The following is a 22,876-nucleotide window of genomic DNA, read 5'->3' as shown; positions in this document are numbered from 1 at the left end:
AAAAGACCTACTTTTTACTAGGCCCTTTTTGGACCGCCAAGCGGGACTTATGGCCCTGTTTTTACCTCTCTTAAAACATTATAGTAATAATATGAAAAAACATTTTAACTCTTTTACCCAACAGTTGAAAAAGGTTTTCGTAAATGCAAGCGCCTGGCCGCAAGTACAGGAACATACGGTTGTGTTGACCCGTCCGGAAGCCGATTATGTGGAAGAACAAACCCATCAGTTGTTGCGCTGGCAAAAAGAAGAAGCCTTGCGTAAAAGAAAAATGGGCATTCCCCCTCCCCCCACACCGGGACGGATTTCCTACGCCGTCTATATGTAATTTAATTTTCGATTAAAAACCCCGCCTCTTACGAAGCGGGGTTTTAATTTTGTTTTTTGAAATCAACGTGGCAACTGGTTTTCCATACGGCGGATATTCAAGTCGCACCCGGCTGCTAAAGCGGCGCGTTTATCGCCGAAGTGAACAACGGCCCGAATTTGGCTATAGGGATTAGCAGCCTGCAATTTACGGGTTTTGAAAAAGATATCTTGCGGAACGGAACGCTCCAAAAGCATATTAAAGTCGCCCGCTTTCGGTTCCGTAAATTCCACTACAAAAGGCGAAAATTCTTTTAATTGCCAAGGCAAACTTCTTACTTGGTTGTACCCGGTGTGCCCAAAGCCTGCATGAATAAAAACCACCGCATCGGGGTCTTCCAGCAAAATACGGCGGGCAATGGCCGTCCAGTATTTATTGCGGGCCTCCATAGCGGCAGGAGAAATGGTTTCCCAGGCAAGTTCCGTTTCATGGAAACTGGCCGAATAGCCACCTTGTTTTTTAAGACGAAGAGAAAGTTGCGGATTTTCCAACCCCACCACGCGAAGCCCCGCTTGAATCATGCGGTTGGTTATCTCTTTATAATAGGGTCGTTTGGTAACCAAACGCTCCACATCGGCTTGGGTGCCGAGCAAAAAAGTTTCTTCGCCGGGGGTAGCATCTACAAATTCGGAAAGGTAATATACATTTTTATCGGGGTAGGCATTTTTGTATTGATAAATGGCTTGTTCCACTTCCTTAATTGTCCAATCTAACTGGTGCATTTCTCCCAACAAAATTACACGGGAGTGATAGGGAATATATTCCAAATAATCAATCGTTCCGGCTACAGGCAAAACGGTGGGTTCTTTTTTGAAATGGGTAAGATAATAACTTCTGTTCAAAAAGTTGCGTACCAATTCCTCCTGTAACACCATGTTTCTTTCAAGCATTTCTTGGGACGGGGCCTTTTCGGGAGAGAGAACAAAATAATCCGTCAGCATTTTTTCCGCTTCATAAAAATCTTCCCGATTGAGTTGATTCCAATGGCTTAACTCTTTGGGGGAGACCGCCACGCTGTTACTCATCACACGGTAGGCCATCTGCGGCACCGTAATCGGGCGCAAAGCGCTCTCTACGGCAGCAGTCTTTACAATGCCCTTTCCCAACTCTTTAACGAGTTTTCCCTGAGCAAAAACAGAAAGCGAGAGCAGTAAAAAGAAAGTAGTACAGAAAATTTTTTTCATATTAACACCCCGTGGAGAACCTTGTTAATATTATTTCATAAAAACCCACTTGCGACAAGAGCATTTAGACCCATTTTTCTCCTGGGCCCCAAAACAAAAAGGGCCCACCGAAAGGCAGGCCCCATAAAACAAACAACGAAACTATTTCTTGGCGGATTTTACCCGTTCGATGATAGCGGGCAAAATTTGCGCCGCATCGCCGACCAGGCCGTATTTGCACACATTGAAAATCGGCGCGTTTGCATCTTTGTTAATACCGATAATCACTTCGCTGTGTTCCATACCCACCACATGTTGTACTGCGCCGGAAATACCGCACGCAACATACAGTTTGGAGGCAACGGTTACACCGCTTTGGCCGATTTGTTGGTCTTTGGCTTTTAAGCCCAAATCAATCGCGGCACGGGAAGCGCCCACGGCACCGCCGAGTTCACCGGCTAAAGATTCCAGCATATCAAAACCGGCTTTGTTTTTCATACCGCGGCCGCCGGCGATAACCACTTCGGCTTCGTCGAGTTTCAGGCCTTCGGCAGGCGGATCCATATGGGTATTGATGATGCGTACTTTGGTGGCATCTGCGGGAATAGCAATCATTTCGTTCACAATCTGCGCCATTTTTCCGGGAGTCGTAACCACTTTCTTAAACACATTGGGACGCACGGTGGACATTTGGGGACGATAGTCCGGACATTTAATGTCCGCCATGATGTTACCGCCAAACGCAGGGCGGGTTTGAATCAAATTGCCTTCTTTAATGGAAAGACCCGTGCAGTCCGCGGTTAAACCGACAAACAGTTCGGAAGAAATACGCGGGGACAAATCGCGCCCGATATAGGTAGAAGGATAAAGCACCACGCTGGGGTTATACTTTTTAATAAGTGTAACCATAGCGTTGGCATACGCGGCAGTGTTGTAGCGCGCATAAGCCGGGCCTTCCACGGAGTAGATTTTGTCCGTACCGTATTGGGAAAGTTCCGCAAAATAAGGTTGGATATTGTTGCCGATAACTACCGCGCACAATTCTTCGCCGAGTTGGTTGGCCAGTTCGCGGCCTTTAGACAAAAGTTCAAAACCCACCGGACGAACTTTTTGCGTTTGTCCGTCATCGGAAATTTCAATAAATACCCATACACCTTTATAGGCGGAAAGGTCTTTTTTGGCAGTACCCGTAGCCGGCAACGAAAGAGCCTTCACAGGGCATTGGCTCACGCACGCACCGCACATGGTACACGCGCTGGAAGCGACCGCTTTGCGGTTAACCAAAGAGAGCGCCCCAAACGGACAGACGGATACACATTTACCGCAGCCTACACAGTTAGCAGAAATCTGAATCATTTAATGACACTCTCCTTTTTCAAAATTTCAACAAATTTATCGGCGAGTTCCATGGCAGAGCCGGAGAACATTTCGCCTTTCGGGCGGGACGGCGGCGGGAAGATGCGATCCACGCGGGTAGGAGAACCTTCCAAGCCGAGTTTATGCAAATCAGCACCGATATCGGCAGCCGTCCAAGTATAGGTTACTTTATCTTGGGCTTTATGAGCCGCCATGAAAGACGGATACTTGGCTACATAATCGTGCGGCATGGTCATGGTGACAAGAACGGGGAGATCGGCTTCCAAAATTTGGTGGCCTCCTTCAATGAGTTTCTTTACCACTACCTGATTGCCGTTGGCATCAATAGATTCGCAAAAAGTAATTTGCGGAATGCCCAAATGATAGGCAATACCGGGGCCGGTTTGGGCAGTATCCCCGTCGATAGCCATTTGTCCGCAGAGAATCAAATCATACTGGCCGATTTTTTTGACGGCCGTGGCAAGCGCATAAGAGGTTGCCCAAGTATCGGAACCGGCAAAGGCACGGTCGGAAAGGAGGACACCTTCATCGGCACCTAACGCCAAGGCCAAACGGAGCACCGCAACGGCTTGGGCCGGGCCCATGGATAATACCGTTACTTTCGCACCCGTTTTGGCTTTAATAGCCAAGGCTTTTTCCAAAGCGTAGTGATCGTAGGGGTTCAAAATGCTGGGCACGCCCGCACGAATCAGGGTACCGGTTTTCGGGTCAACCTTTACTTGGCTGGAATCGGGAACTTGTTTAATACAAACAATAATATTCATAGTTCTTCCTATTTCTTAAAGATTTCTCTAAGTTTAGCGGACACGGTATCCATATCTTCAATCAGTCCGCGCATGGCATCTTCGATACCCACCAAGTTGACTGCTTGGCTGAGTTCGGCCGTATTGATGGTGGGGCAAGTGCCCAAGATTAAGCGCAAGCCTTCCGAAGCGGTCTTGAACGCGCTTTGACGGGCATTGACGCGGGCCATGGTGCACAGGGAGGTGAGGTCAAAACGGCTGCCTTCCGTTACCACTTTGTTGGCGCATTGGCGGGTAAATACAGCGGCGACTTCCATTTCGCTGATTAAATCTCCCAACATAAAGGTTACATATTGATGGCGGGTTAGTTTATTATTGCGGCATTCGTCCAATACGCGGGCCAAGGCTCTAAAGCCCAGGGCCACACTGTCCGCCCCCACCGTGGGGTTTTGCGCATGGAGGGCTTCAAATTCAGCCGCTTGGTTAATGTAGTATTGACCGCGAGATTTCAAATGTTCCTGCCAGCGACCGCGGAAAATGGTCATTTCCAACACTTCGCTGGTACCTTCATAAATGCAGGTAATTTTTACATCGCGTTTAATTTTTTCTACGGCAAATTCTTTGGTATAGCCGAAACCGCCCATGGCTTGGATAGCATCTTCCGCGGCTTTGTTGCCCGATTCGGTGGCATACAGTTTGGCGATAGCCCCTTCGGTAGCAAGACCGTGGTTGTTTACTTCCAATTGTTTGGCAGTCCAATCAATATAAGCGCGGGCCGCTTCAAAGCGGACATAGTGCGGAGTGATGAGTTTTAACATGAACCCTTGTTTTTCCGCCAACGGGCCGCCGGCTTGAATACGTTGTTGGGCATACTGCAAAGCGGTTTCCACGGCTTCTTCGCCGCCGCCTAAACCAAACGCGGCTACCATCAAGCGCGTATAACCGAATACGGCCTGCGCTTGCAAGAAACCTTGGCCTTCCTTCAAACCGATTAAGTTTTCAGCCGGCACATACACATCATCAAACGCGAGACCGCAGGTATTGGACAAGCGAATCCCGTGTTTATCTTCGTGTACATCTTGCGTGAAACCGGGGGTGCCTTTTTCTACGATAAACCAACTCGGGCCACCGGGAGCAAGCGCGAGTACGGTGTAAATGTCGGCAACTCCGCCGTTAGAAATCCACATTTTGCTTCCGGTAATTTTGTAGCCCACCACTTTGCCGTCTTTGATGACATGTTCGGCACGGGTACGCAAGGAAACCAAGTCGGAGCCGGCATCGGCTTCCGTGGCACCGTAAGCGACCAGTTTATTTTCGTGAGCAATTTTTTGGAACCATTTGGCTTTTTGTTCCGGGGTACCGCCTACATTGATAGGGTCGCTACCCAAAAAGGTAGCAAATACACCCGTGGCAATACCGAGGTCAATGCGGGCCAATTGTTCGCATACGCGGTAGATTTCGGTGGTTTGCCCGCCGAGGCCGCCGTATTCTTCGGGAATTAACAAAAGATGTACGCCCAATACATTGTGGTCGTACATCTCTTTCAAAATATCCAAAGGGATTTCGTTTTTGGCGTCATGCTCCCGGATCAGGTTAAAAGAAATCCGGTTTTTAGCATACTGCTTCAAACTGTCTAACATCAGGTTTCTGGTTGTCAGGTCGTTTTTTGCCATGTTTTGGTTTCTCCAAAATACAATATAAATATATGATACCAATTTTTGAGCCCAGCCGCACCCCCGCCAACCAAATACAAACAAACCTTCGGCTAATTATTTAAGGGTATAATAGCGTCCCCCGCCATTAACGGCGCTGGACTCGCTGTCAAAATTTCCCATACTTTTGCAAATTTGTTCAGCTTGGTCACTTTTATCGGCCGATACCCAACACCAAATTTTACCGAGGTTTACCTTATTGCCACTACTTGCTGTGGCTGCCGGGTGCGCCTCATAATGGGGCATATCCACGGAAGCCGCCTTCGCCTGAATACTTCCCTGTTTGGTAATGCGAAACATATATTTTAGTGGTTTAGTGCTATCCGGGCTATCCGTAAAAATCATATCGGAAGATATGTTGATATCCACATCTTCCAAACTTTCGGGGGCAGTCCCATTAGCCATAAAATAAACTTCCACGGCTTGCATTAAAGACTTGATAACAGGTAACGCTTGCGCCGCCCGAGATTTATTAACTGATTTTGTGTACTGCGGAAGTGCCACCGCAGATAATATACCGATGATTAACACCACGACTAAAAGTTCTATCAAAGTAAAACCCTTTTTCATACAAAACCTCTTATAAATAAGTTTTCGGCAAGCAAACAACACTACAATTCTTCCTGCCTGCCGATTAGCACTATTGTAAGAAAAAAAAAACGGGTCAAGTCCTCGTCGAGAAACACTCCTTTTTTTACAAAAAAACCGCCCACAAAACAGGGCGGTTTTATGCACGGCCAAAAATACAAATAAATTATTTGCCTTCTTCCAAACGCGGGAACAGCGGGCCGTATTTTTCAATTTTACCGGGAGCCAGGCGGCGTTGCATTTCTTTGGCTACGGTCGGCATGAAAGGTTCCAACCATTGGGCCACTTTGCGTTGGCAGGCAACCAACTCCAAGAGAACGGCTTTAGCGCCTTCGGGATTGGTTTTAGCCAGTTCCCACGGTTTGGTTTCGTTGACTTGTTTGTTTAAGTCGCTGGAAAAACCGTAGATATGTTCCAACACTTTGTCGTATGCCAAATCGTCATACGCTTTATCAATGGCAGTTTCCACTTCGGCAGACTTAGCGAGCAAGGCATAATCTCCCTCAATGGTTTGCGGCAATTCCCCGATATTTTTAGCCGCCATATTGAGTGTGCGGGAAAGCAGGTTACCGATGTTGTTGGCCAAGTCGGAATTATAGCGGTTTTTGAAACTGGCCATAGAAAAATCGCCGTCTTGCCCGAAGGGAACTTCGCGGAACAGAAAGGCACGCACCGGGTCTACCCCGTAGGTTTCGGCCACTTCCACCGGGTTTACAATGTTACCCATAGTTTTGGACATTTTTTCCCCTTCCACCGTCCACCAACCGTGGGCGAACACTTTTTTGGGAAGCGGAAGGCCCAAAGCCATCAGTACTGCCGGCCAAATGACGGTGTGGAAGCGGAAGATTTCCTTACCGACCATATGCAAATCGGCTTGCCACAAATCTTCAAATTTTTCCACGCCGATGTTTTTAAGGTGTTCTTCGTGTTCGGCTTTATCTTCGCACAGGAAGGTACCGGCCCCCGCGGCGGAAATATAGTTGATAAGGGCATCAAACCATACATAAATGGTGTGTTTGGGGTTGCTGGGAACCGGAATCCCCCACGCCACTTTGGTACGGGTAACGGACAAATCTTGCAAACCGTTTTTAACGAAGTTGATAATTTCGTTGGCACGCGTTTTGGGAGTTAAAAACTCGGGGTGTTCTTCGTAATATTTCAAAAGCGGTTTTTCGTAACGGGACAATTTGAAGAAGTAGGTTTCTTCGTGCACTTCCGTAAGCGGTTTTTTGTGGACGGGGCAAATACCGCCTTCCAAAATTTCGCTGTCGTTATAGTATTGTTCGCAGGAAACGCAATACTTGCCGGAATAGGAACCCAAATAAATATCGCCGGTTTTTAACAATTTTTCAAAAATGGCTTGCACCACATGTTCGTGCTTGGAATCGGTAGTGCGGATAAAATCATCATAAGAAATATCCAACGCTTTCCACATTTCTTTGTACTTACCGGCCACATCATCGGCCCAGGCTTTGGGAGTTACATTATTGGCGGCGGCGGTTTTTTCGATATTGGCCCCGTGTTCGTCCGTACCCGTCAAAAAGTGGACATCAAAACCTTTTTGGCGTTTGTAGCGGGCCAAAATATCCAAGGCAATCGTGGTGTAGGCATGGCCGATATGCGGCACAGAATTGACATAATAAAGAGGACTGGTGATATAGAATTTTTTGCTCATAATTTATTTTCTCCGTATTAAAAAATCTGCAAGTTTAACCCGTCCAGGCTCATCAAGGCCGTTTCCAAAACAAGCGCCGGGGATACATTGCGCGTAATACTACGCTTATAATTTTCAAATTTGGTAAGGGCATTTTGCAATGCGTGTTGCCGGTTGGAATCGGTTTCCTGCGTCCATGCCTGATGAATAGCCATAATCAGCACATCTAATACCGCCTGCGCTTCTTGGCGGGCAGTAACCAGCGTGCGGGAAAGCCCCGCCGCCACGGCAGACGGCCCCTGCGGGCTGATACCGCTTTCGGTAAAAGAAGCCTCGCGCAATAATTCAAGTGCCCCGTCGGCTTTGAGGGCCCCCGAAACGGAACCTCCGCTATAGCGGGCACACAAGTCAACATCGGCCACTTCCGCTCCGGTTTGGGCTAAAATTTGTTTTACATGGTCTTGCGAAAGCGGGCTGAAAGCCAAAGGTTGACAGCGCGACAAAATCGTGCGAAGCATCACCGAGCGTTTGCTCGTAATTAAAATCCACAAGGTCTTTTGCGGCGGTTCTTCTATAAATTTCAAAAGAGCATTTCCCGCCGCCCCTTGCATAGATTGGGCTTGGTCTACAATCAGCACTTTCCAACCGTTGCCTACTGCTTTTTGTTGGGATTTCGCCGTTACATCGCGAATCGTATTTACGCTAATATGTTGTTGTTTGGCAATTTCTTTTTCCAGTTCTTCTTCATAGCCTTTACTGGAAAAATCTTTTTTTACTTCCAACCGTGCCTGGTACACAAAATCTACAAAGGTTACATCGGGGTGCGTTCCTTTATCAATGGCCTGGCAACTGGCACATACACCGCAGGCATCTCCCGTTTGGCGGGCCATGGCATCTTGGCAATTAAGGGCTTTGGCAAATTCCAACGCCATTTTTGCCTTTCCTACACCGTCCGTTCCGTAAAACAAAAATGCGCCCGGAATTTTTTGATTCCGCACGAGTGTTTGTAAGTACGAGGAGGCTTTTTCCTGCCCCAGGATATCGGCAAACGGCATCAGTCGGTAATGTGGTATTGTTGCAACAGTTCGATTACTTGAGTTTGAATTTCATTGATATTTTTATCGGCATCTACTAAATGCGCATGGGGTGTATTGCTTACCATTTCCATATACCCTTGGCGCATTTTTTGGCGGAAAGCCAAGTCTTCCTGTTCCAACCGATCCGAAAACAGATATTCGCCGCGCTCGGTGAAGTATTTGTCGGACATTAAAAAAACAAGGGTTAAATCGGGTTGGGTTTCCAATGTAGCAATTTTATTAAGCGTATCAATTACTTTCAAATCGATTCCGCGGCCATAGCCCTGATAGGCACAGGTGGACATGGTATAGCGCTCGCAAATTACAATTTTGCCTTCTTCCAACGCGGGGAGGATTTTTTCCTGCGTGTGTTGCGCGCGGGAGGCTTCGTATAAAAACAGTTCCGCCATCGGGCGCACATCCAGCCCCGGCTCCAACACGATTTGGCGTATTTTTTCCGCCGTGGGAGTACCGCCGGGCTCGCGCGTTAAGATAACATCTTTCCCTTGGGAAATTAAATAGTTTACAAGCATTTTGGCCTGGGTAGATTTTCCGCATCTATCCGGCCCTTCCAATACAATAAATTTTCCTTTTTTCGTCATATTAGGCAATCCCTTCTTGGGAAGTAATCACTTCCATTTCGGGTTTGTTTTTCCCCGTCCAGGCGGAAGAATCCAACTGCGTGAGCACCGGGGCCAACTTCCCTTGGGCATTTAGAATAAAATCAATAATTTCGCGGTAAGCACCGTCCCCCCCGTTGCGTTTGGCCACATAGTGCACACGCTCTTTTACACAGTCCAGCGCATTGGCTACGGTGGCGGCAAACCCTACCTGCTCAAGCACGGGTAAATCGGTGATATCATCGCCGATATAGGCCACTTCTTCCGGGGAAAGATGTTCGCGTTTTAAGATGTCGGCAAGCGGGCCTGATTTTGTTAAAAAACCTTGGTACATATATTTGTACCCCAGGTTACGCGCCCGCGCCACAGTGGTAGCATGGCGGCGGCCCGTAATAATGCCACACACAATTGCGGCATGGTGGCAGAGCATCACACCAATACCGTCTTGCGCGTTGAACGATTTAATCTCTTCTATTTTCCCTTCCGGCGTAACGAAAAAATGAAGTTTCCCGTCCGTTAAAATACCGTCTACATCAGTTAAAATAGCCTTGATTTTTTTGGCCCGATTCATAAGTTCTTGCATATATAAGGTATTATACAAAATATACCCGGGGCAGAACCTGTGTTTGGCGCAAAGCGCACTTTTGATTATAACCCTTTTTCCCCCCGCGCGGGCGGAGTTATTTTTATATAATAGTAGTAATCGTTTTAATAAGGGGTTTTATATTTATGGCAAAAAGATTTACCGAAAATGCGCAAAAAATTATCCTCATCGCGCAGGAAGAGGCCAAACGGCTCAATCACGACTATGTAGGTACCGAACACATTTTGCTGGGCCTTAGCGCAATAGAAGGTACCGTTTCTCACAAAATTCTTTCCAATTTAGGGGTTTCGTTTCGCAAGGTGCGCCAAGAAATCGAAAAAATGGTGGGCATTGGCGATACCATTATGCTTTTGGGCGAAATTCCGTTCACGCCGCGTGCCAAAAAAGTGCTGGAATTTTCGGTAGAAGAATCTCAAATGCTCGGCACCGAACACATCGGCACCGAACATATTTTACTGGGCCTTATCCGCGAAGAAGAAGGTATGGCGGGCAAAATTTTGGCTAATTTAGGCCTTAATTTAGATGCCGTGCGCGATACCGTTCTTAACTTTTTGGGAGATGCCGAACCGGAAGATTTAGAAGAAGATTTGAGCGATTTACCGCAAGAAATCAACTTAAATTCCGTCCCCAAAAACAATCGCACCGCCGATTTGAAAAAGAAATCTAAAACCCCCACCCTGGACGAATACACGCGCGATTTAACCTTGCTTGCTTCGCAAAATAAATTAGACCCGGTCATCGGGCGCGAAGAAGAAATCGAACGCATCGTACAGATTTTGGCCCGCCGCACTAAAAATAATCCCGTCCTTATCGGGGAGCCCGGTGTCGGCAAGACGGCCATTGTGGAAGGTTTGGCGCAAAAAATTGCCCGCGGGGAAATTTCCGACGTGCTTTCCGGCAAGAGGCTTTTAGGCTTGGACTTGGCCTCCGTCATCGCCGGTACCAAATACCGCGGAGAATTTGAACAACGCTTAAAAAACATCATCGATGAATTGGCCGCCGCCCAAGATGCTATCGTATTTATTGATGAACTGCACACCATTATCGGGGCCGGTGCAGCCGAAGGTTCTATTGATGCCTCCAATATGTTAAAACCCGCCTTGGCCCGCGGAGAAGTGCAATGCATCGGTGCCACCACCTTTGACGAATACCGCAAATACATCGAGGCCGACACCGCTTTGGAACGCCGTTTCCAACCCGTAGTGGCCGATCCGCCCGATGTGGACGAAACCATTACCATCTTAAAAGGGATTCGCAATAAATATGAAGCCCACCACAAGGTAAAATACACAGACGGTGCCGTCCGCGCCGCGGCCGCTATTGCCGACCGCTATATTACCGACCGCGCCATGCCGGATAAAGCCCTCGACCTCTTTGACGAAGCCGGGGCGCGCGCCCGCCTGAAAAATGCCATTTTGCCGCCTGAAATCAAACAAAAACAGGCCGAATATAACCAAGCGTTGCAAGAAAAGGAAGAGGCGATGAGCCAAAAAGAATTTGAAAAGGCCGCCGCCGCCAAAGATACGGAAGAACGCTTGAAAGCCTATATCGACCATTTGAAACAAAAATGGCAGGAAGAACGCAACAAACAAGTACCCGAAGTGACGGAAGAAGATATTGCCCTTGTTGCCTCTAAATGGACGGGTATTCCCGTTACGCGCCTGACCCAAAGCGAAACCGATAAAATTTTGCACATGGAAGAACACCTGCACGAAAGAATCATCGGGCAAAACGATGCCGTCAAGGTTATCTCCCAAGCCATTCGCCGCAACCGCACGGGGTTAGGCAACCCGCATCGGCCGATTGGCGGTTTCCTGTTCTTAGGCCCCACCGGGGTAGGAAAAACCGAACTTGCCAAAAGTTTGGCTACTTTCCTGTTTGGGGACGAAGATGCCATGGTGCGGTTGGATATGTCCGAATACATGGAAAAATTTGCCGTTTCCCGCTTAATCGGGGCCCCTCCCGGCTATGTGGGCTATGAAGAAGGCGGCCAACTGACCGAAGCCGTCCGCCGCCGCCCTTACAGCGTAGTGGTGCTTGATGAATTGGAAAAAGCCCACCCCGATATTTACAACATTTTACTGCAAGTGTTGGACGAAGGCTCCCTGAGCGACAATTTGGGCCACAAAGTCAGTTTCAAAAATTGCGTGGTAATTATGACTTCCAACGTCGGCGCGCGTGAAATCACCAACAAAGGCAGTCAACTGGGTTTCGCCGCCAAACAAAGCGAAGAAGAAGAATACAAAGATATGAGAGCCAATGTAATGGAAGAAGTAAAAAAGACCTTCAACCCGGAATTTATCAACCGCATTGACGAAATCGTAGTATTCCACTCGCTTTCTAAAGAACATATCGGTCAAATTTTAGACCTCGCCTTAAAAGAAGTGGACGAAAAATTAGCCGAAAAAGAACTAACCCTGCAACTTACCCCCGAAGCCAAAGACTTTTTGGTAGAAAAAGGGTTTGATGTTAAGTTCGGAGCGCGCCCGCTACTGCGCACCTTGCAACGCGAATTGGAAGATCCGCTTGCGGAAAACATTTTAATAAACCGCTACCCCGCGGGAGCGCAAATTATTGTACACTTAGATAAAGACGCCGGAAAACTTACCTTCTCCGGTCAAACGGCGGATAAAAAAGAAGCCGTAACCCTTTGATTTTTACCCTTGGAGGACAATTTAATATGGACGCAAATAAACAAAAAGCGCTGGAATTGGCGCTGGGCCAAATCGAAAAGGCCTTTGGAAAAGAAGCCATTTGTAAATTAGGCGCAGGTAGCGTGCAAAAAGTGGAGGCTATCCCCACGGGTGCTTTGTCTTTGGACTTAGCCCTCGGCGTTGGCGGGTTGCCTCGCGGCCGCGTGATTGAAATTTACGGACCGGAAGCCGGCGGTAAAACCACTTTGTCTTTACATGTTGCCGCCATGACCCAAAAAATGGGCGGAACGGTAGCCTTTATCGATGCCGAACACGCACTGGACCCCGTCTATGCCGAACAACTGGGCGTAAATGTGGACGAACTCCTCGTTTCCCAGCCCGATTCCGGCGAACAAGCCTTGGAAATTGCCGAAAAATTGGTTCGCTCCGGCGCGATTGATTTGATTGTTATTGACTCCGTGGCCGCGCTCGTTCCGCGGGCAGAAATTGAAGGCGAAATGGGAGATTCCCATGTGGGTGTGCAAGCACGCTTGATGAGCCAAGCCTTGCGCAAACTTACCAGCCTGCTTAACAAAACCAAAACCAGTATCATTTTCATCAACCAACTCCGCCAAAAAATCGGTGTAATGTTCGGTAACCCCGAAACCACCCCCGGCGGTTTGGCCTTGAAATTCTATGCGTCCGTACGCATTGATGTACGCCGCATTGAAAACCTGAAAAAAGGCGATGAAGTAATCGGCACCCGCGTGCGCGCCAAAGTAACCAAAAACAAAGTAGCCCCGCCGTATCGCCAAGCCGAATTTACGCTTATTTTGGGCAAAGGTATTTCCCGCGAAGCGTGCATCATTGACAAAGGCGTGGAAGCCGGGTTTATTGAAAAAAGCGGCAGTTGGTTTATTTATGGGGACGAAAAACTGGGCCAAGGCGCCGAAAATGCCCGCCAGTATTTGAAAGACAACCCCGAACTGGCCGACGAAATTGAAGATAAACTCTATGTCAAATACTTAGGTCACCACTACGACGGTAAAAAAGCCGCCCAAGGGGAAGTAGCGGAAGAAAAACCCGCTAAAAAAACGGCTAAAAAATAAATTAAGTTTGCATAAAAAAACCCCCGCTCAAACGAGCGGGGGTTTTATTGTTCTGATTTATCTATATCATTGTAAAGCGATCCCAACTTCTATACAAGTCACTCCAAGTAGCACTTTCCAACTCTTCGCAAAATTCCCCTTTTTGTGTGGTAATACCTTTGTTACGGGATTCTAAACACATCATTCCCTGGTCTTTAGTGCTATGCAACCACCATGCGAAACCGTTGCATTTGTATCGGCCTTCTGTCCAAACGGCAATACCGGCCCAGTCGTCCCCTGTAGGAGAATTTACCGTATTTAGTACCACTATAAAATTTTTCCCTTCCAAAACGGCTTCCCCTTTCGGTGTCATCAAATTGCAAACATTACTATTCACACCCGCGTTTGTGGCTTTTACTTCCAAGGGCAAGGTAACAGGAAGAGCCCGCAGGCTTTTAGCCACCTTGCCTGTTTTCAAAAGATGCATTTTTTGTGCATCGGCTATGGCACGCACCGCTGATTTCAATTGCGCGTTGCGACTTTGCCAAACGGCTTTTTCGTAATGTGGCATAGCCATAGAAGCTAATATCCCGATAATCAGCACCACGACCAACAACTCAACTAATGTAAAACCTTTCTTCACTTACAACTCCTATTGTTTATCTCTGTTTATAGTGTAGCAAAAATACCCAGGCTTTTTCTTTTTAACAACGGCTACACATAAAATTTCCTATAATACCCCTATGGATACACTGTTATTGGAAGATTTCATTAACCATTTATCTTTTGAGCGACAACTGGCCAAAAACACGATTCTTTCTTACGGCTCGGACGTGGAAAGTTATTTGGAGTATTGTGCCGCCAACGACCTGAAACCCGAAGAGGCTACCCCCGATTTTTTGGAACAGTATAACTACCAGTTGCGGGTGGTGGAAAATTTGGCTACCGCCAGTGTGTTCCGCAAAATGGAAGCCGTTAAATGTTTTTACCGTTTTTTAATGATTGAAGAAAAAATAAAAGAAGATCCTACCCGCTTTGTTAAATCGCCCCACCTGTCTCAAAAAATTCCTACCCAGTTGACTCGGGAAGAGATGGAAAGGCTTTTGTCTTACCCTGCTGAAAAGTTTGACGAAATACGCACTTTAACCATTATCGAACTATTGTACGCGGCGGGCCTGCGCGTGAGCGAACTTATCAACCTGCGATTGGAAAATATCAACACGCAGGAAGGTTGGGTGCTGGCTTTCGGTAAAGGCGGCAAGCAACGGTTTGTGCCTATCCACCCGCAAGCGTGCGAACGGTTAAAGGCTTATCTTGCCGTGCGGGAAGGCCACTTTGCCAATAAAGAGGTCGGCTCCGAGGTTTTCTTAAACAACCGCGGCAAAAAAGTAAGCCGTGTAACCGTGTGGAAAGATTTGGCCGCCCTAGGCCGAAAAGCCAACATTTCCCAACCCTTACATCCGCACCTCTTCCGCCACACTTTTGCCTCCCACCTGCTCACGGGCGGGGCTGATTTGCGCAGTTTACAGGAAATGCTGGGCCATGCCAATTTAACCACTACACAAATCTACACCCACCTGGATATAAGCGACTTAAAAAACAAACATAAAAAATTCCACCCGCGCGGATAGCGGACGGTTGCCAACCCCTCAAAAGTTTTTCCAATACAAAACTCCCTTTTCTCGTTCAAAAATTGTTAAAATAAAAGGGTATGAGTATTGATAATTTTCCGCAAATTGATAAAAAACAACAAGACCGCTGGGAAAAGGCCGACCTTTTCGCCAGCCCCAAAATGCCCCAAGGCAAAAAATTTTATTGCTTGGATATGTTCCCGTATCCGTCGGGAGCCGGCTTACATGTAGGCCACCCGGAAGGGTACACCGCCTCGGACATTTTGGTTCGTTATAAACTGATGAACGGCTATGATGTGTTGCACCCTATGGGGTGGGACGCTTTCGGCCTACCTGCGGAAAACTACGCGATTGCTACGGGTATTCACCCCAGCATCACGACACGCAAAAATATCGAAAATTTCAAACGCCAAATTAAGTCCATCGGGCTCGCATACGATTGGAACCGCGAAATTGATACCACTGACCCCGAATACTACAAATGGACTCAATGGATTTTTCTGCAACTTTTCAAAAAAGGCTTAGCCTACGAATCTACCGTACCGATAAACTGGTGTCCTTCCTGCAAAACAGGTCTTGCCAACGAAGAAGTATTTAACGGCAAGTGCGAACGCTGCGGCCACCAAATCGAACGCAAGGCGTTGCGCCAATGGATTTTGAAAATCACCGAATATGCGGAAAAATTGTTGGAAGGTTTAGATGAACTCGATTGGCCCGAAAGCACCCTGACCATGCAGAAAAACTGGATCGGTAAATCTAACGGGGCCAATGTTGTGTTCAAATTGGACGGACATGATGAAACTTTAACCGTCTTTACCACCCGCCCCGACACTTTATTCGGTGCTACCTACATGGTGGTTTCGCCGGAACACCCCGTCTTGGAAAAAATCGTTACGCCCGAACAGAAAGAAGCCGTAAAAGCCTACCAAGCCCAGGCCGCCCAAAAGAGCGACTTGGAACGCGGCGACTTAAACAAAGATAAGACCGGTGTGTTCACGGGAGCCTATGCGTTAAACCCGTTAAACGGAAACAAAATCCCGGTGTGGACTTCCGATTATGTTCTTATGGGTTACGGAACCGGGGCGATTATGGCCGTTCCCGCCCACGACGAAAGAGACTACGCCTTCGCTAAAAAATTCGGCTTGGATATTATTGAAGTAATCAAAAGCGAACAAGGGGTGGAAAAAGAAGCCTTCACGGGAGACGGAGAACTTATTAACTCCGGTTTCTTAAACGGACTTCGCGTAAAAGAATCCAAAGCCGCCATGATTAAGTGGCTTGAAGAACACGGTTGCGGAAACGCCAAAACCACTTACAAATTGCGCGATTGGGTTTTTGCCCGCCAACGCTACTGGGGCGAGCCGATTCCCGTGGTGCACTGTGAAAAATGCGGAGTTGTGCCGCTTCCGGAAGATCAACTTCCGTTGCGCCTGCCCGAAGTAGATAAATTTGAACCGTCCGGCACGGGGGAATCGCCCCTTGCCAATGTAACCGAGTGGGTCAACACCACTTGTCCGCATTGCGGAGCCCCTGCCAAACGCGAAACCAACACCATGCCCCAATGGGCCGGTTCCTGCTGGTATTACCTGCGCTATATGGATCCGAAAAATACGCAAGCGGCGGTCGATCCGGCTATTGAAAAAGCCTACGGCCCGGTAGATTGCTATATCGGCGGAGCCGAACACGCGGTACTCCACTTGCTTTATGCGCGCTTTTGGCACAGAGTCCTTTTTGATTTGGGCATTGTAACCCACAAAGAACCTTTCCAAAAATTGCGCCACCAAGGCATGATTTTGGCTTTCTCGTATCGCGACAAAATGGGTAACTACCACGGATACGAAGAAATCGATTTCAAAGACGGAAAAGCCTTCTTGAAAACCACCGGGGAAGAACTTTCCCCCATGGTGGAAAAAATGTCCAAGTCCAAGAAAAATGTTATCAACCCGGACGATATCCTCTCCCAATACGGGGCCGATGCGTTCCGCATGTACGAAATGTTCATGGGGCCGTTTGAAGCCAGCAAACCTTGGGATATGAAAGGCATTGAAGGAATTTCCCGCTTCTTAAAACGGGTAGGCGGTTGGAGCGAAAATGTGCAGTTAACCGAACAAGCCGACCCCAAAAAGAGCGCTATTTTAACCAACCAAACTATCGCCAAAGTGGGTGATGATATTGAAAACTTCCGTTTCAATACCGCCATTTCCGCATTGATGGTACTGTTTAACGACCTGAGCAAACTGCCGCAAGTAAACAAGGAAACTTTTGATACTTTCTTGAAACTCTTGCATCCGTTTGCCCCCCATTTAACCGAAGAAATCTGGCAACAAAAAGGCCGGGAAGGTTTCTTGGTTAAGTGCGCTTGGCCCAAGGCCGACGAGTCCCTGATGCAAGACGACACGCAAGACATCGGGGTACAAGTAAACGGCAAAGTGCGCGATCGCATTTTGGTACCCGTCGGTGCCAGCCGTGAGGAAACGGAAAAAATGGCTTTAGCCAGCGAAAAAGTCCAACGCGCATTGGAAGGTTTTGAAATTAAAAAAATCATTGTCGTGCCGGGCCGCATGGTAAGTGTGGTGGCGGCACCCAAAAAATAATTTGAGGGGCGAGCCGATTTTCAGTTCGCCCTCTCTTCCGGAGATTCTATGAAAAAGTTCCTATTTGCCCTCTGTTCCGCAGCCGTATTATCGGCCTGCGCCACCGAAGGAGCCCTTTACACGCCGCAGGCGCAAATTATGCCGCAACACATCAAAAAAGTGGCCATACGCCCTATTTTGAACAAGACGGAAGTGTTTGCTCTCGAAGATAAATTCTACAATGAACTCTACGATGAGTTCTTGCGCGACGGAACCTATCAAATCGTCTCCGAAAATAACGGCGCCGAAGGGGTAGTGGTTACCACCATTTCCCGCTACTTAAATGTGCCGATTCAATACGACAGCCAACTTATTCCCACCGTTTACCGCATGGATATTTGGTTAGATGTCGTGCTTATGGACAAAACCACCAACGCACCCGTTTGGCGCGAGCCTGCCTTTATGGGCACCCAAATTTATGCGGCATCCACCTTGCCCGGCGGTATGACCGAAGTACAAGCGCGCGATGTGGTATTCCAAAAACTTTCTAAAGATATTGTAAAACGCACCGTGGACGGGTTCGGTTCCGTGATGAGCGAAAACAAAAAGAAAGTAATGAATAACCCGGAATATACCACCATTACCCAATAACATGGCAAAAATTACCGCGGAAAAATTAAATGCCGAACTAGCCAAAAATACGGTTCTCCCCGTTTATTTATTAACGGGGGAAGATGTGTATCGCAAAAATTTGGTTATTCAAAAAATCCGCGAAATTTTGCACCCGGACGATTTCAACTTCTACCAAGCCGAAGCCGATAAGGCCGACATGGGCGAACTTTTAGCCATGGCCAATACCGCTCCCGTATTTTCGGACGCGCGCGTATTAGTGCTTACGGGTATTGAGAAACTGCGCAAAGAGCCCAAAGAGGCCCTGATTCGCTACTTGGATAATCCCCTCCCCTCCACTACGCTTATCTTAACGCACAACGATTCTAAAAAAATGAAGACCGAAAAAGTGCTCGCCGAAGTATGTTCGGATGCGGGACGCGTGGCCAATTTTGATGAACTCCAAAAAGAAGAACTAAGTTTGTGGACGCGCGAAAAATTACGCGAAAAAGGCCTAAATGCCGATTTTGATTCGTTGGATATGTTGTGCGAAATCGTAGGCGGGGAATTAAACGCGTTGGAAAACGAAATCGAAAAACTTTACCTCTACACCCTAGACCGTACCGATAAAACCATTACGCAAGAAGATGTTTTGGCCTGCATCGGCTTTAGCAAAGAAGAAAACCCTTTTGAACTGGCCAACGCCATTACCGCGTGCGACAAAAACCGGGCGATTAAACTGCTGGATAAATTGCTCGACGATGGAGAAGAACCTATCGGTATTTTGAGTAAAATGACATTTCCTATTCTTAAAATGGCACGCATCAAACGCATGAGCGAGGCCGGCATGGCCCCCGCGGATATTTTGCGCGCGGCCGGACTTATGTATTGGGAAAACCGCCTGGTTTCCGCGGCACGGCGCTTTCCGGCACAGAAAAACTTTCTAAATGCCCTAAACCGCATTATCGAGGCGGATTCGGCCTTCAAATCTTCTTCCGCGTCCGACCCCAAAATTGTACTCAAAGGAATTTTACTTACGCTGTTTCGGTAGGTTAAGTTTAAGCGAAAACTAGTTCAATTGATAATAGGTAATACTGCCGGAACTTGCCCTTTCTTTTCCACCCAGTACTTTACAGGCTTTGTTTTGCTTATCATTATAGGCAAGACACACAACCCTTCCGGCATAATCTTTCATACTTCCATGCTCGTAAGACATACCGATCTGCGGCATTTTATTATTATCCGTATTCTTACAATATTTTTAGTTTTATAAAAGCTATATGCCAAGTTTGAATATAAAAGTGAGGCCCAGTTGATCCCTGTAAAGCATGATAACCGATATAAGAATACACAATACCCCAAAACCGACAAATGCACTCAACCCTTTAACAGAAGGCTCCGGCAAGCGAGCAGGAAGCGACCTTCTTTGCGCGCAATCCAAATAAATACGCGTGGCCGATATAATATACAAAGGGCGCAAGCACACTACAACAATAAATAAGGCCAACACCAGGGGTATTCCGGCATATAAGTAAAAAGCAAATATATCCGTAAGTTTATACTTTTGTGCAAAAGCATCTATTTCGGGAATCAAAAATATTAAAGATACATACGTCCCTATACCGATTATCCAACACAGGAGCGAATAAATCACGCGTAATTTCCCGATGTCAAACATCTTTTTTTTCAATAAGTATAAAGAATCGGAGCAGGCTTCTTCTACCGTTCTTCCATAGATAAGTGCGGGAATAACGCCCAAAGTGGCCGTTTTCCAAAACTGATATATAAGTTCTTTAAGAATTTTAACGGACCTAGGGGTACGATCCTTTTTTTTAGGTATGCGATCCATAATTCTTTCTACCGTCATCCAAGCGTCCACCCAACTGAATATCCACAAAGGCCAAGATTTTGCCAGCACAATCTTCAAACATTCCAATATGGTGGAACTTCTCCCTTGTTTGTGCAAGGTGAAAGAGGCACTCATACACGCCGTAAAAATGCCAATGGGATAGGCCGCTACCCCAACGCAAAGAAAACTCCACCACCACAAAATCCACGAAATTATCGAGCCGGCATCTTCATCCTTTTCAACGATATCCCATACTTCTTGCGGGATCCACCCGATCATCTGCACCCAAACATAATAGGCAATTGCAATCGTAGCCAACTGTAACAAGGAAAAAAAGATATTTTCCTTCTCTTTTAATATAAACTTAAAAGATTCCCAACTATCGCTCCAGAAACCATGCCAAGCCTCTTTTTTAGTCGGCAAAGTATACGATCTGGCTGCCCTCAACATAGAGTAGCGCAAATCATAAAATTGTTTCCTTATTTTTTTTTGTTCCATGGTGTGATGCTTTATTTGATTTTCCCGCTTCGGTAAGGAGAAACAGATTCTCTAATACGGTAATAAATAGTAACGAGCGGTTGCCGAGTTTTTTTCATAAGGGGCTTGCATTACTTTTTCACAGTAAGAACCGGGTGTCCCGGTAAAATTCACCCCTTGCGAAGTTCTTTCCCCGCAATAAATAATATCCGTTTTTGTAGATTGACCACCGCCCAGAGATTGAGAAGGAAGTATAAAAAATCCGGCCCCCTTATATTTCCCACTGATACGGCCTATTGTGATATTTACATTATCTGCCCCACTATACATTTGTAGCGACCAATCCGCATTAGAACGAGTATCGGTAGCACTGGTAAACCATTGAGAATTCCCCGTCCACGGAACATCAATATCCAATTCATCAAAAGAAGAAGCATAGTTTCCGTTGGCAAGTTTGTACATCAACTGCGCTTGATACACACTTTTGAGCAAGGTAAGCGCTTGCGTAGCCCGGCTCTTTTCCACCGCCTTTTCATACATAGGAAGTGCCACGCTCGATAAAATTCCAATAATCAAAACAACAACTAACAATTCTATTAACGTAAAACCTCTTTTCCTGCTTGCACTTTGCATATTTTTGCTCCCGGCTATTTTGTTTACATCCTCAAATAAAATAGATAAATACTGGCAAGTTTTATTTGGGTACTAACGACCACTAAACACATAACATTATATAGATGATAACAAATTTTCCTATACAAAATAAAAAACCCGCTTTCGCGGAGTTTTTAGTTTTATAAAAGTTATATGCCTTGTTGCAATAGGTAAGTTATTCCCAGTTGATCCCTATACAGCATCACAACTGCTATAAGAATACACAATACCACAAAACCGACAAACGCACTCAAACTTTTAGAGGAAGACTCGGGCAACCGACGGGGAAAACCTTCTTCGGTTGCATAATCTAAATAAATACGCGTGGCCGATATAATATACAAGGGGCGCAATAACACTACAATAATAAACAAAGCCACTAACAAGGGGCCACCTGCATATAAGTAAAAAGAAAATATACCCGTAATGTTATACTGGGACGCGAAAGCTTTGATATGGGGAAGAAAAACTATCAAGGATAAATAAGCCCCTATACCGATTATCCAACAAAAAAGCGAATAAATTACACGCAATTTCCCAAGCGGAAATAGATATTTTTTTAATAAGGCCAGCGAATCGCTGCAGACTTCTTTGATTGTTCTTCCATAGATGAGCGCAGGAATCACACCCAAGGTGGCAGTTTTCCAGAGTTGATATACGAGTTCCTTAAAAATTTTGACAGACCGGGGGGTGCGATCCTTTTTTTTAGGCAAACGCTCTAAAATAATGTCCACCGTTATCCAACCGTCCACCCAACTGAATATCCACAAGGGCCAAGATTTTGCCAGAACAATCTTCAAACACTCCAAGATGGTAGAATCTCTCCCCTCTCTGTGCAAAGTATAAGAAGCACTCATACATGCCGTAAAAATGCCAATGGGATAAGCCGCTATTCCAACACAAATAAAACTCCACAACAAGAAAATTAACGAAACAATCGTTCCGCCATTTTCTTCTTTTTCGATAGCGTCCCATACTTCTTGCGGGATCCACCCTATAATTTGCACCCAAAGGTAGTAGACAATCGCAATAGTTGCCAATTGTAAAAAAGCAAAAAAGATGTTTTCTTTTTCTTTCAATATAAACTTAAAAGAAATCCAGCACTCCCTAAAAAAACTACCTATAGATTCTCCTTTAGCCGGGAGAGAAAGAGATTTCGCCGACCTTTCAATTTTTCTGTGTAAATCGTTCAATTGCTGCCTTATATTATTTTGTTCCATAGCAATCTGCCCAGTATAAGAGATTTTTTAATAATAACGAAATTATAACATTTTCATAATAAAGGATTTAGGTTGTTTGGAAATAAAAAAACCCCGCTTTCGCGGGGTTTTCAAATTCATACGGAGAGGGATAGCCCGTCCTGCGTAAATTCCCTGACGGTAATTTCGCCCGGAACCGCCCTCGCGGTTTTTGCCTTTCGCACCATAAAAAGTCTATATGCTCAAACAAAAACATCGC

Annotated in this window: 20 protein-coding genes; 7 read left to right on the top strand and 13 right to left on the bottom strand. The window is 46.5% G+C overall.

The window, feature by feature from the left end; all coding sequences use genetic code 11:
* Positions 1–91: 91 nt before the first annotated feature.
* Complete coding sequence (locus E7027_04565) at positions 92–328, top strand: hypothetical protein (GenBank protein ID MBE6421388.1); 237 nt, start codon at positions 92–94, stop codon at positions 326–328.
* Positions 329–390: 62 nt separating this feature from the next.
* On the opposite strand, the gene E7027_04560 is transcribed toward E7027_04565, so the two are convergent.
* From E7027_04560 to E7027_04520, 9 genes are all read right to left on the bottom strand, one after another.
* Complete coding sequence (locus E7027_04560) at positions 391–1,551, bottom strand: hypothetical protein (protein ID MBE6421387.1); 1,161 nt, start codon at positions 1,549–1,551, stop codon at positions 391–393.
* Positions 1,552–1,692: 141 nt separating this feature from the next.
* A complete protein-coding gene (locus E7027_04555) occupies positions 1,693–2,886 on the bottom strand; it encodes an electron transfer flavoprotein subunit alpha (protein ID MBE6421386.1) in 1,194 nt (397 codons plus the stop codon).
* On the bottom strand, positions 2,883–3,671 hold the full coding sequence (locus tag E7027_04550; GenBank protein ID MBE6421385.1) for an electron transfer flavoprotein subunit beta/FixA family protein: 789 nt from the start codon (positions 3,669–3,671) through the stop codon (positions 2,883–2,885). The genes E7027_04555 and E7027_04550 overlap by 4 nt, the downstream gene beginning before the upstream one ends.
* Positions 3,672–3,679: 8 nt before the next feature.
* Entirely contained in the window at positions 3,680–5,323 is a 1,644-nt protein-coding gene (locus E7027_04545; GenBank protein ID MBE6421384.1) for an acyl-CoA dehydrogenase, read from the bottom strand.
* Positions 5,324–5,419: 96 nt separating this feature from the next.
* Positions 5,420–5,932 (bottom strand): prepilin-type N-terminal cleavage/methylation domain-containing protein, encoded by a 513-nt coding sequence (locus E7027_04540; GenBank protein ID MBE6421383.1) that lies wholly within the window; start codon positions 5,930–5,932, stop codon positions 5,420–5,422.
* A 184-nt stretch (positions 5,933–6,116) separates the two neighbouring features.
* Positions 6,117–7,625 carry a methionine--tRNA ligase gene (metG, locus tag E7027_04535; protein ID MBE6421382.1) on the bottom strand — a complete coding sequence of 503 codons (1,509 nt, stop codon included), beginning with the start codon at positions 7,623–7,625 and terminating at the stop codon, positions 6,117–6,119.
* A gap of 17 nt (positions 7,626–7,642) precedes the next feature.
* Positions 7,643–8,659, bottom strand: a complete 1,017-nt coding sequence (holB, locus tag E7027_04530; protein MBE6421381.1) for a DNA polymerase III subunit delta' — start codon at positions 8,657–8,659, stop codon at positions 7,643–7,645.
* Positions 8,659–9,282, bottom strand: a complete 624-nt coding sequence (gene tmk / locus E7027_04525; GenBank protein ID MBE6421380.1) for a dTMP kinase — start codon at positions 9,280–9,282, stop codon at positions 8,659–8,661. The genes holB and tmk overlap by 1 nt, the downstream gene beginning before the upstream one ends.
* Position 9,283: 1 nt before the next feature.
* Positions 9,284–9,883 carry a hypothetical protein gene (locus E7027_04520; protein ID MBE6421379.1) on the bottom strand — a complete coding sequence of 200 codons (600 nt, stop codon included), beginning with the start codon at positions 9,881–9,883 and terminating at the stop codon, positions 9,284–9,286.
* Between the two features lie 146 nt (positions 9,884–10,029).
* On the opposite strand from E7027_04520, the gene E7027_04515 reads away from it, so the two are divergent.
* Both E7027_04515 and recA read left to right on the top strand, forming a co-directional pair.
* Positions 10,030–12,558 (top strand): ATP-dependent Clp protease ATP-binding subunit, encoded by a 2,529-nt coding sequence (locus E7027_04515; GenBank protein ID MBE6421378.1) that lies wholly within the window; start codon positions 10,030–10,032, stop codon positions 12,556–12,558.
* Positions 12,559–12,584: 26 nt separating this feature from the next.
* Complete coding sequence (gene recA / locus E7027_04510) at positions 12,585–13,646, top strand: recombinase RecA (protein ID MBE6421377.1); 1,062 nt, start codon at positions 12,585–12,587, stop codon at positions 13,644–13,646.
* A gap of 61 nt (positions 13,647–13,707) precedes the next feature.
* Here the strand turns inward: recA and E7027_04505 are convergent, their stop codons facing one another.
* Positions 13,708–14,268 carry a prepilin-type N-terminal cleavage/methylation domain-containing protein gene (locus tag E7027_04505; GenBank protein ID MBE6421376.1) on the bottom strand — a complete coding sequence of 187 codons (561 nt, stop codon included), beginning with the start codon at positions 14,266–14,268 and terminating at the stop codon, positions 13,708–13,710.
* Positions 14,269–14,368: 100 nt separating this feature from the next.
* Between E7027_04505 and E7027_04500 the strand changes: the two genes are divergently transcribed.
* The 4 genes from E7027_04500 (at position 14,369) to holA (ending at position 19,489) form a co-directional block, all read left to right on the top strand.
* Complete coding sequence (locus tag E7027_04500) at positions 14,369–15,256, top strand: tyrosine recombinase (GenBank protein ID MBE6421375.1); 888 nt, start codon at positions 14,369–14,371, stop codon at positions 15,254–15,256.
* Between the two features lie 80 nt (positions 15,257–15,336).
* Positions 15,337–17,850: a leucine--tRNA ligase gene (locus E7027_04495; GenBank protein MBE6421374.1), complete on the top strand. Its 2,514-nt coding sequence runs from the start codon at positions 15,337–15,339 to the stop codon at positions 17,848–17,850.
* A gap of 48 nt (positions 17,851–17,898) precedes the next feature.
* Positions 17,899–18,480, top strand: coding sequence for a hypothetical protein (locus E7027_04490; GenBank protein ID MBE6421373.1), 582 nt, complete (start codon positions 17,899–17,901; stop codon positions 18,478–18,480).
* 1 nt (position 18,481) lies between these two features.
* Positions 18,482–19,489, top strand: coding sequence for a DNA polymerase III subunit delta (holA, locus tag E7027_04485; protein ID MBE6421372.1), 1,008 nt, complete (start codon positions 18,482–18,484; stop codon positions 19,487–19,489).
* A 225-nt stretch (positions 19,490–19,714) separates the two neighbouring features.
* On the opposite strand, the gene E7027_04480 is transcribed toward holA, so the two are convergent.
* The 3 genes from E7027_04480 to E7027_04470 all read right to left on the bottom strand — a co-directional run bounded on the left by E7027_04480 (position 19,715) and on the right by E7027_04470 (position 22,497).
* Positions 19,715–20,710, bottom strand: coding sequence for a hypothetical protein (locus tag E7027_04480; protein ID MBE6421371.1), 996 nt, complete (start codon positions 20,708–20,710; stop codon positions 19,715–19,717).
* Between the two features lie 126 nt (positions 20,711–20,836).
* Positions 20,837–21,397 (bottom strand): prepilin-type N-terminal cleavage/methylation domain-containing protein, encoded by a 561-nt coding sequence (locus E7027_04475; GenBank protein ID MBE6421370.1) that lies wholly within the window; start codon positions 21,395–21,397, stop codon positions 20,837–20,839.
* 170 nt (positions 21,398–21,567) lie between these two features.
* On the bottom strand, positions 21,568–22,497 hold the full coding sequence (locus E7027_04470; protein ID MBE6421369.1) for a hypothetical protein: 930 nt from the start codon (positions 22,495–22,497) through the stop codon (positions 21,568–21,570).
* Between the last annotated feature and the right edge of the window lie 379 nt (positions 22,498–22,876).

This window comes from Elusimicrobium sp., from assembly GCA_015062115.1.
In the GTDB taxonomy this organism is placed as follows: domain Bacteria; phylum Elusimicrobiota; class Elusimicrobia; order Elusimicrobiales; family Elusimicrobiaceae; genus Avelusimicrobium.
Note: the sequence above shows the minus strand (reverse complement) of the source record. Positions and strands in the feature narration are given on the sequence as shown.